The following is a 14,670-nucleotide window of genomic DNA, read 5'->3' on the forward strand; positions in this document are numbered from 1 at the left end:
TAGGAGCTAAAAAACCGTAAACTCACGCGAGTTACGGTTTTTTTGTGTATTATGCTTTGTCTAATTGCAAGAGGGCTTCAATCTCTGCTAGGGTGTTAGCTTGTGAAATGGCTCCACGAAGTTTGGCAGCGCCTGATGTTCCTCGGAGATAGTGCGGAGCGAGGCCGCGGAATTCACGAACAGCTACGTTTTCTCCTTTGAGGGTAATCAAGCGTTTCAAGTGCTCGTAGGCGATTTTCATCTTGTCTTCAAATGTCAAGTCAGGGAGAATTTCTCCTGTTTCAAAGTAGTGGTTGATCTGGTTGAAGAGATAGGGGTTCCCCATGGCTGCGCGACCAATCATGACAGCGTCAGCCCCGACTTCTTCGATACGCTGTTTAGCTTCTTGTACCGTACGGATATCACCATTTGCGATAAATGGAATCTTGGTCAAAGCTTGAGCAACCTTGTGTAGGGTCTCGAGGTCTGCATGACCTGTGTACATTTGTTCGCGGGTACGGCCATGCATAGCGAGAGCAGAGACACCTGCAGCCTCAGCAGCTAGGGCATTCTCCACAGCTAGGGATGGATCAGACCAGCCTGTACGCATTTTGACAGTGAGGGGGATATCAAGGACAGATTGGACCTTATTGATAATAGAGTAGATCTTGTCTGGGTCCTTGAGCCACATAGCGCCAGCTTCATTCTTCACGATTTTGTTAACTGGGCAGCCCATGTTGATATCGACGATATCGGTCTTAGTATTTTCTTGGATGAATTCTGCTGCGCGTGCGAGGCTGTCTTCATCGCTACCAAAAAGTTGGATAGAGACTGGGTTTTCACCTTCATCGATATGAAGCATATGCAGAGTTTTTTCGTTGTTGTATTGGATTCCCTTGTCAGAGACCATTTCCATTACAACGAGTCCAGCCCCGAGCTCTTTTGCGATGGTACGAAAGGCTGAGTTGGTGACACCAGCCATGGGTGCTAAAACGGTACGATTGGGAATCTCAACATTGCCAATCATAAAAGGTGTATTAAGATTTGTCACGAATGAGTTCCTCCAGATCGTTTTCATCAAAGTTGTAAGTCGTTTGGCAGAATTGACAAGTGATTTCTGCCCCGTGGTCTTCCTCTTTCATTTCTTCAAGGTCTGAGCTTGGAAGGCTGGCAAGAGCGTTCATAAAACGGTCTTTGCTGCAGTCACATTGGAAACGAATTTCTTCTTCAGAAAGATGTTTGTAGGATTCGTCACCATAGATGGCCTTGAGAAGGGCTTCGATATGGTCATCGCTTTCCAGAAGAGTTGAGATGGCTGGCATTTCTTGGATGCGTTTCTCAAAGCGAGCAATCTCCTCTTCCTTGGCTCCTGGCAATACTTGGAGAAGGAAGCCGCCTGCAACCTTGACCTTGTCGTCTTTATCCAAAAGGACATTGAGGCCGACTGCTGAAGGGGTTTGTTGGCTTTCTGTCAGGTAATAGGCCAAGTCTTCACCGATTTCCCCAGAGATGAGGGGAGTCATGGAGTTGTAGGGATTTCCAGTACCATAGTCTGTGATAACGAGAAATTGGCCATTGCCGACAAAAGGTCCGACTAGGACTTCACCCGTTGCAGTCTTTTTGATGTCAACACCAGGATTTTGAACGTAGCCTTTGACGTTGCCCTTGGTATCTGCAACTGTGATGATGGCACCGAGAGAGCTCGTTCCAAGAACTTTTACAGTAATCTTGGTATTTCCTTTTTCATTGGCTGCGAGAATCTGGCTAGCGATAAGGGTGCGACCAAGTGCGACGGTTGAACTGGCTTGAGTTTGATGTTTTTCTTGAGCAGTGCGGACGGTTTCCGTGCTATCAAGGACAAAAGCACGAAAGGCTCCGCTTTCTGATATAGTTTTAATAATTTTATCCATAGCTACTATTTTAGCATAAAAAAGCTCAAAGGGGGAGCCGTGTGTTTGCTGTTAATTTTTAAACTGTTTAATTTGTGATAACTAGTATAGGGGATTTATAGTAATGGGAATTTTTATTGATGTCAAACATTAATATTTTAACTTATCTTAAAATAAGCTAAAACCATTTTTTAAGTTATGGTAAACAGTTGAAAAAAGGTTGATAAAGTGGTAAAATGTTAGGAAGATAAGATAGTAATTGCTGATTTGCATAGCTTTTCTGAAAATTTACAAAAAAGAAGTCGAATATGAAAAAAAAGAGAACATTTTATATTTTTTGTGCTCAAACATTTCTGTATTTCGTTATTTTGCTTGGTTTGCTTTATTTTTTTAGTTACCTTGGACAGGGGCAAGGTGGCTTTATCTATAACGAATTTTAACTCAAAGGAGAAAACCTATTGTGTCAAATAAATCCATAGTTGATATGATTGAAACGATTGAGCACTTTGCTCAGACACAAGCCAGTTATCCAGTTTACAATGTTTTGGGGCAAGAGCATACTTATGGTGATTTGAAGGCTGATTCGGATAGTTTGGCTGCAGCTATCGACCAACTAGGCTTGCCTGAGAAATCTCCAGTCGTCGTTTTTGGTGGTCAGGAATATGAGATGTTGGCTGCCTTTGTAGCGCTGACTAAGTCAGGTCATGCCTACATTCCAATTGACAGCCATTCGGCCTTGGAACGAGTTTCTGCTATCGTAGAAGTTGCAGAGCCAAGCTTGATTATTGCCATCTCAGATTTTCCATTAGAGCAAACTAGCACACCGATGCTGAATTTAGAGCAAGTCCATGAAGCTTTTGCTCAAGCTTCCAGCTACGAGATGACCCATCCAGTCAAGGGGGATGACAACTACTACATCATCTTTACTTCTGGTACGACTGGTAAGCCTAAGGGAGTGCAGATTTCCCATGATAATCTCCTCAGCTTTACCAACTGGATGATTACAGATAAGGAATTTGCGACGCCAAGTCGTCCACAAATGCTGGCTCAGCCCCCTTATTCTTTTGACCTATCTGTCATGTACTGGGCGCCAACCTTGGCACTGGGTGGCACGCTTTTCGCTCTTCCTTCAGCCATTACTCAGGACTTCAAAAAACTCTTTGCGACCATCTTTTCACTGCCGATTGCTATCTGGACCTCAACACCGTCCTTTGCAGATATGGCCATGTTGTCAGAAGACTTTAACAGTGAGAAAATGCCAGGAATCACGCATTTCTACTTTGATGGAGAAGAATTGACGGTTAAAACAGCTCAAAAACTACGTGAGCGATTCCCAAATGCTCGTATTATCAATGCCTACGGTCCAACAGAAGCGACAGTAGCTTTGTCAGCAGTTGCTGTAACAGACGAGATGTTGGCGACTCTCAAACGCCTACCAATCGGCTATACCAAGGCGGATTCTCCAACCTTTATCATTGATGAGGAAGGTAAGAAAGTTCCAAATGGTGAACAGGGAGAAATCATCGTTTCTGGGCCAGCTGTTTCAAAAGGCTATATGAATAATCCTGAAAAAACGGCAGAAGCTTTCTTTGAGTTCGAAGGTCTTCCGGCCTACCATACAGGAGATGTAGGAACCATGACGGATGAAGGTTTGCTTCTCTATGGTGGACGCATGGATTTCCAGATTAAGTTTAATGGTTATCGCATTGAGCTTGAAGATGTCTCTCAAAACCTCAACAAGTCTCGCTTTATCGAGTCTGCTGTTGCGGTCCCACGTTATAACAAGGATCACAAGGTGCAAAATCTACTGGCCTATGTCATCCTAAAGGACGGCGTTCGCGAGCAGTTTGAGCGTGATATCGATATTACCAAGGCTATCAAGGAAGACTTGGCAGATATCATGATGTCTTATATGATGCCATCGAAATTCCTTTATCGGAACAGCCTACCGCTGACTCCTAATGGTAAGATTGACATCAAAGGCTTGATCAATGAGGTAAACAGCCGATGATGGAATTTTTCAAACAGTTTCCTCATTTGGAACCTTATGGTGGCCTTCAGTACTTTTTATACGTAATTGTTGCGACTTTACCTATCTTCATCGGTCTCTTTTTCAAGAAACGTTTTGCCTTGTACGAGGTGCTCGTTAGTCTCTTCTTTATCGTCACCATGTTGGTCGGTGGAAAGACGAATCAAATAAGCGCTCTTATCCTTTATGTTATCTGGCAAGTGTTGCTTGTATTTTTCTACAAAAGGTACAGGAAAAAGCGGGATAGTAAATGGATATTTTACCTAGTTAGCTTTTTATCTCTATTGCCAATCGTCTTTGTGAAAGTATCTCCTGCTATTCATGGACCTCAATCTTTGTTTGGCTTTTTAGGGATTTCTTACTTAACCTTTCGTGCAGTTGGGGTTATCGTTGAGTTGAGAGACGGTGTCATCAAGGATTTAACGATCTGGCAATTCTTACGTTTTCTTCTCTTTATGCCGACTTTCTCAAGTGGTCCCATTGATCGTTTTAAACGCTTCAATGAAAATTACGAGACCATTCCTGAACGGGATGAGTTGATGGACATGCTAGAAGAGGCTGTCAAATATATCATGCTGGGCTTCCTCTACAAGTTTATCTTGGCTCACATTTTAGGAGAGACATTATTGCCTCCGTTGAAAAATTTGGCCTTGCAGACAGGTGGTTTCTTTAACCTCTACGCTTTAGCGGTCATGTACACCTTTGGTCTGGAGCTCTTCTTTGACTTTGCGGGCTACTCTATGTTTGCCTTAGCTATTTCAAACTTGATGGGTATTCATAGTCCTATCAACTTTAACAAGCCCTTTTTGTCAAGGGATTTAAAAGAGTTTTGGAATCGCTGGCACATGAGTCTGTCTTTCTGGTTCCGTGACTTTGTCTTTATGCGGATGGTCATGGTGTTGACCAGAAAGAAGGTCTTTAAAAATCGCAATGTGACCTCAAGTGTAGCCTATATTCTCAATATGCTGATTATGGGATTTTGGCATGGTATGACCTGGTACTATATCGCCTATGGACTTTTTCATGGGATTGGGCTGGTCATCAATGACGCTTGGGTTCGTAAGAAAAAAGCGCTCAATAAAGAACGGAAAAAAGCTGGAAAGGGTTCCTTACCTGAGAATCGCTGGATTCAGTTGCTTGGCATGGTTGTCACCTTCCATGTCGTGATGGTTTCATTCTTAATCTTTTCTGGATTTTTGAATGATTTATGGTTTAAAAAATAAAAGGATATGAAAAATGGATATCAAATCAGAAGTTATCGAAATTATTGATGAGTTGTTTATGGAAGATGTTTCTGACATGATGGATGAAGATCTTTTTGATGCTGGTGTCTTGGATAGCATGGGAACGGTTGAATTGATTGTTGAGATTGAAAACCGTTTTGACATTCGTGTTCCAGTGACGGAGTTCGGTCGTGATGACTGGAATACGGCTAATAAAATCGTAGCAGGTATTACGGAGTTGAAGAATGCTTAAACGCTTGTGGCTGATTTTCGGGCCTCTGCTTCTTGCTAGTTTTCTTGTCTTCTTACTAATCTTTTTCTATCCGAACAATCCAAGTCATAATTTGACTGAAGAAAAATATTCTGCAGCAGCGATTAGTTCGGAGAGCTTTAAAGAGAGAAGCCAAAAAGTGAGAGCCTTTACGGAACCCAATATGCGCTTTATTCCTTTTTTTGGCTCAAGTGAGTGGATTCGTTTTGATAGCATGCACCCAGCGGTCTTGGCGGAGAAGTATAGCCGTCCCTACCGTCCTTACTTTTTGGGGCAAGCAGGAGCAGCTTCTCTCAATCAGTATTTTGGCATGCAGCAAATCTTACCAGAAATCGAGGAAAAACAGGCAGTATTTGTCATTTCGCCTCAGTGGTTTACAGAGGAGGACTATGAGCCAGCCTTCTTCCAAAACTACTTTAACAACGATCAGTTGACAGCCTTTCTAGAAAATCAATCGGGAGATATTGCAGCCAAACATGCGGCTAAACGTCTCTTAAAGCAAAATCCAGGAGTCTCTATGAAGGGTATCGTTGAGAAGCTGTCAAAGGGTGAGGAATTATCAGAGGTCGACCATGCTATTATCAAGGCATTTGCGCGTTTTAATGAGCGTCAGGCTTCGCTATTTGGGCAATTTTCCATTCGAGGAAAACTCAAGTACAAGGAACATGTGGAGAACTATTTAAAAGATCTTCCGGATCAATTTTCTTATGAAGAGTTAGAAAAAATTGCTCGAAAGGATGCAGAAGCCAATACCAATAATAACGATATGGGAATTGAAAATCAATTTTATAAGACTCAGGTGAAAGACTACCTCGAGAAGTATAAGGGCTATCAAAAAAATTACAATTTCCTCAAGTCGTCTGAATACAATGATTTGCAGTTGGTTCTCAATCAATTTGCCAAATCAAAGGTCAATGTCCTTTTTGTGATCCAGCCTGTCAATAAAAAATGGATGACCCATACAGGGCTCAGCGAGGAAATGTACCAACATGCTGTTGAAAAAATTCGTTACCAGTTAGAAAGTCAAGGTTTCACCAACATTGCTGACTTTTCTAAAAAAGGTGGAGATCCCTACTTTGTCAAGGATACGATTCACATTGGTTGGTTGGGTTGGCTAGCTTTTGATAAGGTTGTCAATCCCTTCTTAACGGATCCGACCCCAGCTCCAGACTATAAAATGAATGACCGCTTCTTCAGTAAGGACTGGGCGACCTATGATGGGAACATCAAAGATTTCCAATAAAATAAGTTAAAAGTTTGGGATTTGAACCCAAGCTTTTTTGTTTAAATGGCGAATATTTAAGATGCAAATAGGTCAAAAGTTTCAAAATTTTTAGAAATAGCGTATAATATAAAAGAGAAAAAGAAAAGAAAGGGATTTTAAAATGAACAAACGTTCTTTGTTACCTGTCTTGTCGACAGCCCTGTTAGCTCCAGCCTTCTTAGCTGGACAAGTCTATGCTGAAGAAGCAACAACTCCTGCAGAAAGTTCAGCTGTTGTAGCGACTCCTGCTACGTCGGCGACTCCAGCTCCTGTTGAGAGCCCTGCGGTACCGGAAACTTCAGCAACTTCAGAAGCGGTTGCACCTGCAGAAACTCCGACAGCTCCTGCTGAATCTCCTAAAAGCGAAGAAAAGGACACCGTTATCTTACACACCAATGATGTCCATGGTCGTATTGTAGAGGAAAAGGGAGTAATTGGTGATGCTAAGTTAGCGACTGTCATTGAGCAGGAACGCGCGAAATCAAATCAAACGACTCTCGTCGTAGATGCGGGAGACGCCTTCCAAGGTTTACCGATTTCCAACTCTACAAAGGGTGAAGCACGCGCTGAAATTCTTAATAAGATGCAGTATGATGCCATGGCAGTAGGAAATCATGAGTTTGACTTTGGTTTAGACGAAGCTAAGAAATACAAGGAAATCTTGAAATTCCCATTACTTAGTTCAAATACCTACGTCAATGGTGCTCGTCTCTTTGAAGCTTCTACAATCGTTGATAAAGATAAGACTGTGGAAGGTGATGAGTTTGTTGTAATCGGCGTGACAACACCTGAAACAGCTACCAAAACTCACCCTAAAAATGTCAAGGGGGTAACTTTTACAGATCCAATCTCTGAAGTCAATAAGGTCATCGAAGAAGTTCAAGCCAAGGCTCGTGCAGAAGGTAAGGACTACAAACACTATGTTGTGCTGGCTCACTTGGGTGTGGATACCACAACCCCAGTCGAATGGCGTGGTTCAACTTTGGCAGAAGCCTTGTCTAAAAATCCTCGTTTGAAAGGGAAACGCGTAACAGTAATCGATGGTCACTCTCATACAGTAGAATCAACGACTTATGGAGACAATGTTACCTATAACCAGACAGGAAGCTACCTTCATAATGTAGGAAAAATCACCTACAAATCACGTCAGCTTTTGGGCAATCCAACTCAGATTCCGGCTGCTGATGCTAAAAAATTACCAGCTAATCCAACAGTTGAAAAACTAGTCAAAGACATTAAACAAAAATACGATGCTGAAAATGCTGTTGAAGTCGTTTCAAACAGCCCTGTAGAACTCAACGGAGATCGTGAAAATGTTCGGGTTCGTGAAACCAACCTCGGAAACGTCGTAGCAGACTCCCTCTATCAGTATGGTCAGACAGGATTTAGCCATCCGACTGACATCGCTGTGACAAATGGTGGTGGCTTGCGTGAAACCATCGCAAAAGGCAAACCGATCACTAAAGGAAATGTCATTGCCGTTCTTCCATTTGGAAATACCATCTCACAAATCCAAGTGACGGGGCAACAAGTATTGGATATGTTTGAAAAATCACTCGGATCTATCTTGCAGGTCGATAAGGATGGCAAGAAGGTCTTGGATGAGAACGGACAACCATTGTTAGAGCCAAGTGGTGGTTTCTTGCAAGTTTCAGGTGTGAAGGTTTACTATGATACCAACCTACCATCAGGTAAACGTGTCTTGGCCATCCAGATCAAAAACCGCACGACTGGTCGTTATGATCTCCTAGACCTCGCAAAAACCTACTATCTTGCAACCAATGATTTTCTAGCTGCGGGTGGTGATGGCTACACGATGTTAGGTGGCGCGCGTGAAGAAGGTCCTTCTATGGATGCAGCCTTTGAAGAATATTTAAAAACTGCTGATTTGACCCAGTATGAAAAGATCAATCCGAACTCACGGACGATTTCTGTGGATTCTAAAACCTTTAGTCTGCCAGTAGAAACGCCTCAAACGAATGCAGTTGCTAACGATGCGACTACAAATGTGCCATTGACTTATGAGGTGGCAGGTCAATTTAGCAAGAAGGCAGTTGTTTCAGAAAAAGCCCTCCCAAATACAGGAAGTGAACAATCCATCTTCTTGCTCTTGATGGGAATGGTAGCTGGTTTGGCAGGTATCTTATCGAGCCGAAAACCAAAGCAAAAATAGGTTAAATTTTACATCTAGAAGAGTCTAGGGAAACGCTTTTACGCCTTTTTCCCTTGACTCTTTTTTGGTTTATGATATAATTAACCAGTAAAGAATCGGTGGCTATCTATGTTTTTTACGAAAAGATAGCTTGGGAAGGAGTAACACATGAGACAGCTTGCACAGGAAATCGATAACTTTTTAAACGAGGTGATCTTGAGATCTGAGAACCAGCATGAAATTCTGATTGGGCATTGCACCAGTGATGTAGCCTTGACCAATACTCAGGAACACATCCTCATGCTCTTGTCAGAAGAATCCTTAACCAACTCGGAGTTGGCCCGTCGCCTCAATGTCAGTCAGGCGGCAGTAACCAAGGCTATCAAGTCTTTGGTCAAAGAAGGAATGTTAGAGACATCCAGAGATCCCAAGGATGCGCGTGTGATCTTTTACAAACTGACAGAGCTAGCTCGACCAGTAGCGGCAGAACACCACCATCATCATGAACACACGCTCTCAGCCTATGAACAAGTAGCGAATCAGTTTACTCCAAATGAACAAGAAGTCATCCAGCGGTTTTTAACTGCTTTAGTAGGAGAAATCAAATAATGCGGTATATTACAGTAGAGGACTTGTCTTTCTATTATGACAAAGAGCCTGTCCTCGAGCACATCAACTACAGTGTTGATAGTGGGGAGTTTGTCACCCTGACTGGTGAAAATGGAGCTGCCAAGACGACGCTTATCAAGGCGAGTCTAGGCATTTTGCAGCCGAGGCTTGGCAAGGTAACCATCTCAAAGACAAATACTCATGGGAAAAAGCTTAGAATAGCTTATCTTCCCCAGCAGATAGCTAGTTTTAATGCTGGCTTTCCAAGTACAGTTTATGAATTTGTCAAGTCGGGTCGCTATCCGCGAAAGGGCTGGTTCCGTCGCTTGAATGCCCATGATGAGGAGCATATCAAGGCTAGTCTAGATTCAGTTGGTATGTGGGAACACCGTGACAAACGAATTGGTTCCCTTTCGGGAGGGCAAAAGCAACGAGCAGTGATTGCCCGGATGTTTGCTTCTGACCCAGATATCTTTGTCTTGGATGAGCCGACGACAGGGATGGATGCTGGAAGCAAAAATGAATTTTACGAACTCATGCACCATAGTGCCCACCATCATGGCAAGGCTGTTTTGATGATTACCCATGACCCTGAGGAGGTCAAGGACTATGCGGATCGCAATATCCATCTGGTTCGTAACCAAGATTCGCCATGGCGTTGTTTCAACGTTCACGAAAGCGACCAGGAGGTGGACCATGCTTAGTTTGTTATCTTATGACTTCATGCAGCGTGCCTTCTTGGCGGTCATTGCCATGAGTCTCTTTTCTCCGGTTCTTGGGACCTTCCTTATCTTACGTCGTCAGAGTCTCATGAGTGATACTCTCAGTCACGTTTCCTTGTCAGGGGTTGCCTTTGGTCTGGTTTTGGGAATTTCTCCAACTATTTCAACCATTGCTATCGTCTTGATTGCTGCGGTCTTTCTGGAGTATCTCCGTACAGTCTATAAGAACTTTATGGAAATCGGGACAGCCATCCTCATGTCTACAGGGCTTGCAGTGTCTCTTATCGTGATGAGTAAGGGTAAAAGTTCGAGCTCCATGAGTTTGGACCAATATCTCTTTGGGTCTATTGTGACCATTAGCCAGGAGCAGGTGATTTTCCTCTTTGCCATTGCTGCGGTCGTTTTACTCTTGACTTTCTTATTCTTGCGACCAATGTATATCCTGACCTTTGATGAGGACACGGCCTTTGTGGATGGCTTGCCCGTTCGTACTATGTCCATCCTCTTTAACATGGTGACAGGGGTGGCCATTGCCCTTATGATTCCAGCAGCAGGAGCCCTTTTGGTATCGACCATTATGGTCTTGCCAGCTAGTATTGCCCTTCGTCTGGGGAAAAACTTCAAATCCGTTATGTTGCTAGCCAGTGCTATTGGATTTTTGGGAATGGTAGCAGGACTTTACATTTCCTACTATGCAGAAACCCCTGCCAGCGCTAGTATCACCATTATCTTTGTAGCTGTCTTTTTGTTAGTCAGCCTACTGAAACGTTTTATCAAATAGGAGAATGAAATGAAAAAAATTAGCTTACTACTAGCTAGTCTATGTGCCTTGTTTTTAGTGGCTTGTTCCAATCAAAAACAGGCAGATGGGAAGCTAAATATCGTAACAACCTTTTACCCTGTCTACGAATTTACCAAGCAAGTCGCAGGAGATACTGCTAATGTAGAACTTCTAATCGGTGCTGGTACAGAACCTCACGAATACGAACCGTCTGCCAAGGCAGTTGCCAAAATCCAAGACGCGGATACCTTTGTCTATGAAAATGAAAATATGGAAACTTGGGTTCCAAAATTGCTAGAATCCTTGGATAAGAAAAAAGTGAAAACCATCAAGGCGACAGGTGATATGCTGCTCTTGCCAGGTGGTGAGGAAGAAGAGGAAGGGCATGATCATGGTGGTGAGGGTCACCATCACGACTACGATCCCCACGTTTGGCTTTCTCCAGCACGCGCCATCAAACTGGTAGAGCATATCCGTGACAGTTTGTCAGCAGACTATCCTGATAAAAAAGAGACTTTTGAGAAGAATGCTGCTGCCTATATTGAAAAATTGCAAGCCTTGGATAAGGCCTACACAGATGGTTTGTCTCAAGCTAAACAAAAGAGCTTTGTGACCCAGCACGCCGCCTTTAACTACCTTGCCTTGGACTACGGTCTCAAGCAAGTATCCATCTCAGGTCTCTCACCAGATGCAGAACCATCAGCAGCACGTTTGGCAGAATTGACCGAGTATATCAAGAAAAACAAGATTTCTTATATCTACTTTGAAGAAAATGCCTCACAAACCCTCGCCAATACCCTCTCAAAAGAAACGGGCGTCAAACTAGATGTGCTTAATCCGCTAGAAAGTCTGACAGAAGAAGCAACCAAGGCCGGTGAGGACTATATCTCCGTCATGGAGAAAAACCTCAAGGCTTTGAAGCAGACAACAGACCAAGAAGGACCAGAAATCGAGCCTGAAAAAGCAGAGGATACGAAGACAGTTCACAATGGTTACTTTGAGGATGCAGATGTCAAAGACCGTACCTTGAGTGACTATGCTGGAAACTGGCAATCTGTCTATCCTTTCCTTGAAGATGGTACTTTCGATCAAGTCTTTGACTACAAGGCTAAGTTGACTGGCAAGATGACCAAGGATGAGTACAAGGCCTACTATAGAAAAGGCTACCAGACAGATGTGACCAAGATTAACATCACGGATAACACTATGGAATTTGTTCAAGGTGGCCAAAGTAAGAAATTCACCTACAAGTATGTCGGCAAGAAAATCTTGACTTATAAGAAAGGCAATCGTGGGGTGCGCTTCCTCTTTGAAGCGACAGATGCGGATGCTGGACAGTTCAAGTATGTTCAGTTTAGTGACCACAATATCGCCCCAGTTAAAGCAGAACATTTCCATATCTTCTTTGGAGGTACTAGCCAAGAAGCCCTCTTTGAAGAGATGGATAACTGGCCAACCTACTACCCAGATAACCTATCTGGACAAGAAATCGCCCAAGAAATGTTGGCGCATTGATGCAAGAGAGAATCCCGCAAATCTGCGGGATTTTTTGCTAGAAACGATTATCTGAGTAGGCTGTGGGTGTTATAGTACCACAGTTGTGCTGTTCACGATGTGATAAAGCAGTCATTTTCTACTTGCTGATTCTCACTAGCTGGCGAATACAAAAGCTACGATTGTACAAACTATAGAATCTTTTCAGGGGATTTAGGAAGTCATCTTAGTCATATTGACGCTGCTATCGCTTTTTGTTATAGTCAAGGAGAGAACAGTCTGGAACAATAGTTTATTCACAGTCTGTGGATAAGTCTAGGGGGAAATGACATATAACTCGGGGTGTTGAAGTATACTGATGATAGTTCTGTATATTAGTGACTTTCTGGAAAGCTAGTAGAAACCCTAGTACAGAGCTATTTGATAAAGGTCTGTTTAGGGTGACAGGTCCAAAGTCTAAGAGCTGGCTTCTGGAGAAGCTGGTTTTTAGGTATGCTTTCTTATCCACAAGTTGTGGATAACTTTGTGAACAAGAGAAAGAGATACGAGATGATGACGAAAATAAAACCACATGGACCATTACCAAGTCAGGCCCAGCTAGCTTATTTAGAGGATGAACTAGCTGCCTTTATCCATTTTGGTCCCAATACCTTTTATGACCAAGAATGGGGAAGTGGGCAAGAGGATCCCAAGCGCTTTAATCCAACCAAGTTGGATGCGCGTGAATGGGTTCGAGTACTAAAAGAAACAGGTTTTAAAAAGCTGATTTTGGTGGTGAAACACCACGATGGTTTTGTGCTCTACCCGACAGCCCATACAGATTATTCGGTTAAGGCCAGTCCTTGGAGGGATGGAAAGGGGGACTTGCTTCTCGAGGTTTCTCAAGCTGCAACAGAGTTTGACATGGATTTGGGAGTGTATTTGTCTCCTTGGGATGCCCACAGTCCCCTCTATCACGTGGACCGAGAAGCGGATTACAATGCCTACTATCTGGCTCAATTGAAGGAAATCTTGTCAAATCCTGCCTATGGGAATGCCGGTAAGTTCACTGAGGTGTGGATGGATGGTGCTCGAGGCGAAGGGGCCCAGAAGGTCAACTATGAGTTTGAGACTTGGTTTGAAACCATTCGTGACTTGCAGGGCGATTGTTTGATTTTCTCAACTGAAGGGACCAGTATCCGCTGGATTGGAAATGAACGAGGCTATGCAGGGGATCCCTTGTGGCAAAAAGTCAAGCCAGACCAGTTGGGGACAGAGGCGGAATTAGATTATCTACAGCACGGTGACCCCTCGGGAACGCTGTTTTCAATCGGTGAGGCAGATGTTTCTCTTCGGCCGGGCTGGTTTTACCATGAGGATCAGGATCCTAAGTCTCTGGAGGAGTTGGTCGAAATCTACTTTCACTCGGTAGGGCGGGGAACTCCACTCTTGCTTAATATCCCACCGAACCAAGATGGCCTCTTTGATGAAAAGGATATCCAGCGTCTCTATGAATTTGCTGCCTACCGTGACGAGCTATATAAAGAAGATTTGGCTTTGGGAGCCACGGTATCTGGCCCTGCTCTATCACCAGACTTTGCCTGTTCTCATCTGACAGATGGACGGAAGACCAGTTCTTGGGCAAGTGATGCAGAGTTGCCAATCCAATTAGAGCTCGATTTAGGGGCACCTAAAACTTTTGATGTGATCGAGCTGAGAGAAAATTTGAAGCTGGGGCAACGCATCGCTGCTTTCCATGTTCAGGTAGAGTTGGATGGTGTCTGGCAGGAGTTTGGTTCTGGCTATACTGTTGGCTACAAACGTCTCTTACGAGGATCAGTCGTTGAGGCGCAGAAGATACGTGTGACCATTACAGAGGCGCAGACTTTGCCTTTGTTGACCAAGATTTCGCTCTATAAAACACCTACCTTGTCGAAAAAAGAAGCTGTTCAGCAACTAGAGTTCTCAGAAAAAAGTCTGGCTGTGACCAAGGGAGAAAATGTCCACTTTACAGTGAAGCGAAGAAAATCTAGCAGTCCTTTGGAAGCTAAGATTTCGATTCAACCAGGGACAGGTGTGCATGGTGTCGCTTATCGGGACGAGATTCAAGTCCTTGCGTTTCAAGTTGGCGAGACTGAAAAAAGGCTGACGCTACCAACCTTGTATTTTGCAGGAGATAAAACCTTGGACTTTTATCTGAATTTGATGGTAGATGGGCAGCTGGTTGACCAGCTTCAGGTCCAAGTTTCATAAAAGAAGAACCTTTGCATGATGCAAA

Annotated in this window: 13 protein-coding genes; 11 read left to right on the plus strand and 2 right to left on the minus strand. The window is 43.5% G+C overall.

Annotated features, from left to right (window positions below; genetic code table 11):
• Positions 1-49: 49 nt before the first annotated feature.
• A complete protein-coding gene (dusB, locus tag I6H78_RS05645; RefSeq protein WP_198459064.1) occupies positions 50-1,030 on the minus strand; it encodes a tRNA dihydrouridine synthase DusB in 981 nt (326 codons plus the stop codon).
• On the minus strand, positions 1,017-1,889 hold the full coding sequence (gene hslO, locus I6H78_RS05650; RefSeq protein ID WP_198459065.1) for an Hsp33 family molecular chaperone HslO: 873 nt from the start codon (positions 1,887-1,889) through the stop codon (positions 1,017-1,019). Before hslO ends, dusB begins: the two co-directional genes overlap by 14 nt.
• A gap of 287 nt (positions 1,890-2,176) precedes the next feature.
• Here hslO and I6H78_RS05655 point away from each other — a divergent pair, with 287 nt between their 5' ends.
• The 11 genes from I6H78_RS05655 to I6H78_RS05705 all read left to right on the plus strand — a co-directional run bounded on the left by I6H78_RS05655 (position 2,177) and on the right by I6H78_RS05705 (position 14,645).
• Positions 2,177-2,308 carry a teichoic acid D-Ala incorporation-associated protein DltX gene (locus tag I6H78_RS05655; protein ID WP_000730286.1) on the plus strand — a complete coding sequence of 44 codons (132 nt, stop codon included), beginning with the start codon at positions 2,177-2,179 and terminating at the stop codon, positions 2,306-2,308.
• Positions 2,309-2,328: 20 nt separating this feature from the next.
• A complete protein-coding gene (gene dltA, locus I6H78_RS05660; protein ID WP_198459066.1) occupies positions 2,329-3,879 on the plus strand; it encodes a D-alanine--poly(phosphoribitol) ligase subunit DltA in 1,551 nt (516 codons plus the stop codon).
• Positions 3,876-5,120, plus strand: coding sequence for a D-alanyl-lipoteichoic acid biosynthesis protein DltB (gene dltB / locus I6H78_RS05665; RefSeq protein ID WP_198459067.1), 1,245 nt, complete (start codon positions 3,876-3,878; stop codon positions 5,118-5,120). The genes dltA and dltB overlap by 4 nt, the downstream gene beginning before the upstream one ends.
• A gap of 13 nt (positions 5,121-5,133) precedes the next feature.
• Entirely contained in the window at positions 5,134-5,373 is a 240-nt protein-coding gene (gene dltC / locus I6H78_RS05670) for a D-alanine--poly(phosphoribitol) ligase subunit DltC (protein ID WP_000351968.1), read from the plus strand.
• Positions 5,366-6,634 (plus strand): D-alanyl-lipoteichoic acid biosynthesis protein DltD, encoded by a 1,269-nt coding sequence (dltD, locus tag I6H78_RS05675; protein ID WP_198459068.1) that lies wholly within the window; start codon positions 5,366-5,368, stop codon positions 6,632-6,634. Before dltC ends, dltD begins: the two co-directional genes overlap by 8 nt.
• Before the next feature lie 142 nt (positions 6,635-6,776).
• A complete protein-coding gene (gene nt5e, locus I6H78_RS05680; protein ID WP_198459069.1) occupies positions 6,777-8,828 on the plus strand; it encodes a cell surface ecto-5'-nucleotidase Nt5e in 2,052 nt (683 codons plus the stop codon).
• Positions 8,829-8,975: 147 nt separating this feature from the next.
• Positions 8,976-9,416 (plus strand): zinc-dependent transcriptional regulator AdcR, encoded by a 441-nt coding sequence (gene adcR, locus I6H78_RS05685; protein WP_001249321.1) that lies wholly within the window; start codon positions 8,976-8,978, stop codon positions 9,414-9,416.
• Positions 9,416-10,120 carry a metal ABC transporter ATP-binding protein gene (locus I6H78_RS05690; protein WP_198459070.1) on the plus strand — a complete coding sequence of 235 codons (705 nt, stop codon included), beginning with the start codon at positions 9,416-9,418 and terminating at the stop codon, positions 10,118-10,120. The genes adcR and I6H78_RS05690 overlap by 1 nt, the downstream gene beginning before the upstream one ends.
• Positions 10,113-10,919: a metal ABC transporter permease gene (locus tag I6H78_RS05695; RefSeq protein ID WP_000950023.1), complete on the plus strand. Its 807-nt coding sequence runs from the start codon at positions 10,113-10,115 to the stop codon at positions 10,917-10,919. The genes I6H78_RS05690 and I6H78_RS05695 overlap by 8 nt, the downstream gene beginning before the upstream one ends.
• Positions 10,920-10,928: 9 nt before the next feature.
• Entirely contained in the window at positions 10,929-12,434 is a 1,506-nt protein-coding gene (gene adcA / locus I6H78_RS05700; protein WP_198459071.1) for a zinc ABC transporter substrate-binding lipoprotein AdcA, read from the plus strand.
• A 531-nt stretch (positions 12,435-12,965) separates the two neighbouring features.
• Entirely contained in the window at positions 12,966-14,645 is a 1,680-nt protein-coding gene (locus I6H78_RS05705; RefSeq protein ID WP_198460231.1) for an alpha-L-fucosidase, read from the plus strand.
• The last annotated feature ends 25 nt before the right edge of the window (positions 14,646-14,670 follow it).

Origin of the sequence: Streptococcus oralis (assembly GCF_016127915.1) — a bacterium.
GTDB lineage: Bacteria > Bacillota > Bacilli > Lactobacillales > Streptococcaceae > Streptococcus > Streptococcus oralis_BO.

Coding starts and splice junctions, on each gene's coding strand:
- hslO (WP_198459065.1), bottom strand. CDS start 1,889: ATGGATAAAATTATTAAAACTATATCAGAAAGCGGAGCCTTTCGTGCT.
- I6H78_RS05655 (WP_000730286.1), top strand. CDS start 2,177: ATGAAAAAAAAGAGAACATTTTATATTTTTTGTGCTCAAACATTTCTG.
- dltB (WP_198459067.1), top strand. CDS start 3,876: ATGATGGAATTTTTCAAACAGTTTCCTCATTTGGAACCTTATGGTGGC.
- dltC (WP_000351968.1), top strand. CDS start 5,134: ATGGATATCAAATCAGAAGTTATCGAAATTATTGATGAGTTGTTTATG.
- dltD (WP_198459068.1), top strand. CDS start 5,366: ATGCTTAAACGCTTGTGGCTGATTTTCGGGCCTCTGCTTCTTGCTAGT.
- nt5e (WP_198459069.1), top strand. CDS start 6,777: ATGAACAAACGTTCTTTGTTACCTGTCTTGTCGACAGCCCTGTTAGCT.
- adcR (WP_001249321.1), top strand. CDS start 8,976: ATGAGACAGCTTGCACAGGAAATCGATAACTTTTTAAACGAGGTGATC.
- I6H78_RS05690 (WP_198459070.1), top strand. CDS start 9,416: ATGCGGTATATTACAGTAGAGGACTTGTCTTTCTATTATGACAAAGAG.
- I6H78_RS05695 (WP_000950023.1), top strand. CDS start 10,113: ATGCTTAGTTTGTTATCTTATGACTTCATGCAGCGTGCCTTCTTGGCG.
- adcA (WP_198459071.1), top strand. CDS start 10,929: ATGAAAAAAATTAGCTTACTACTAGCTAGTCTATGTGCCTTGTTTTTA.
- I6H78_RS05705 (WP_198460231.1), top strand. CDS start 12,966: ATGACGAAAATAAAACCACATGGACCATTACCAAGTCAGGCCCAGCTA.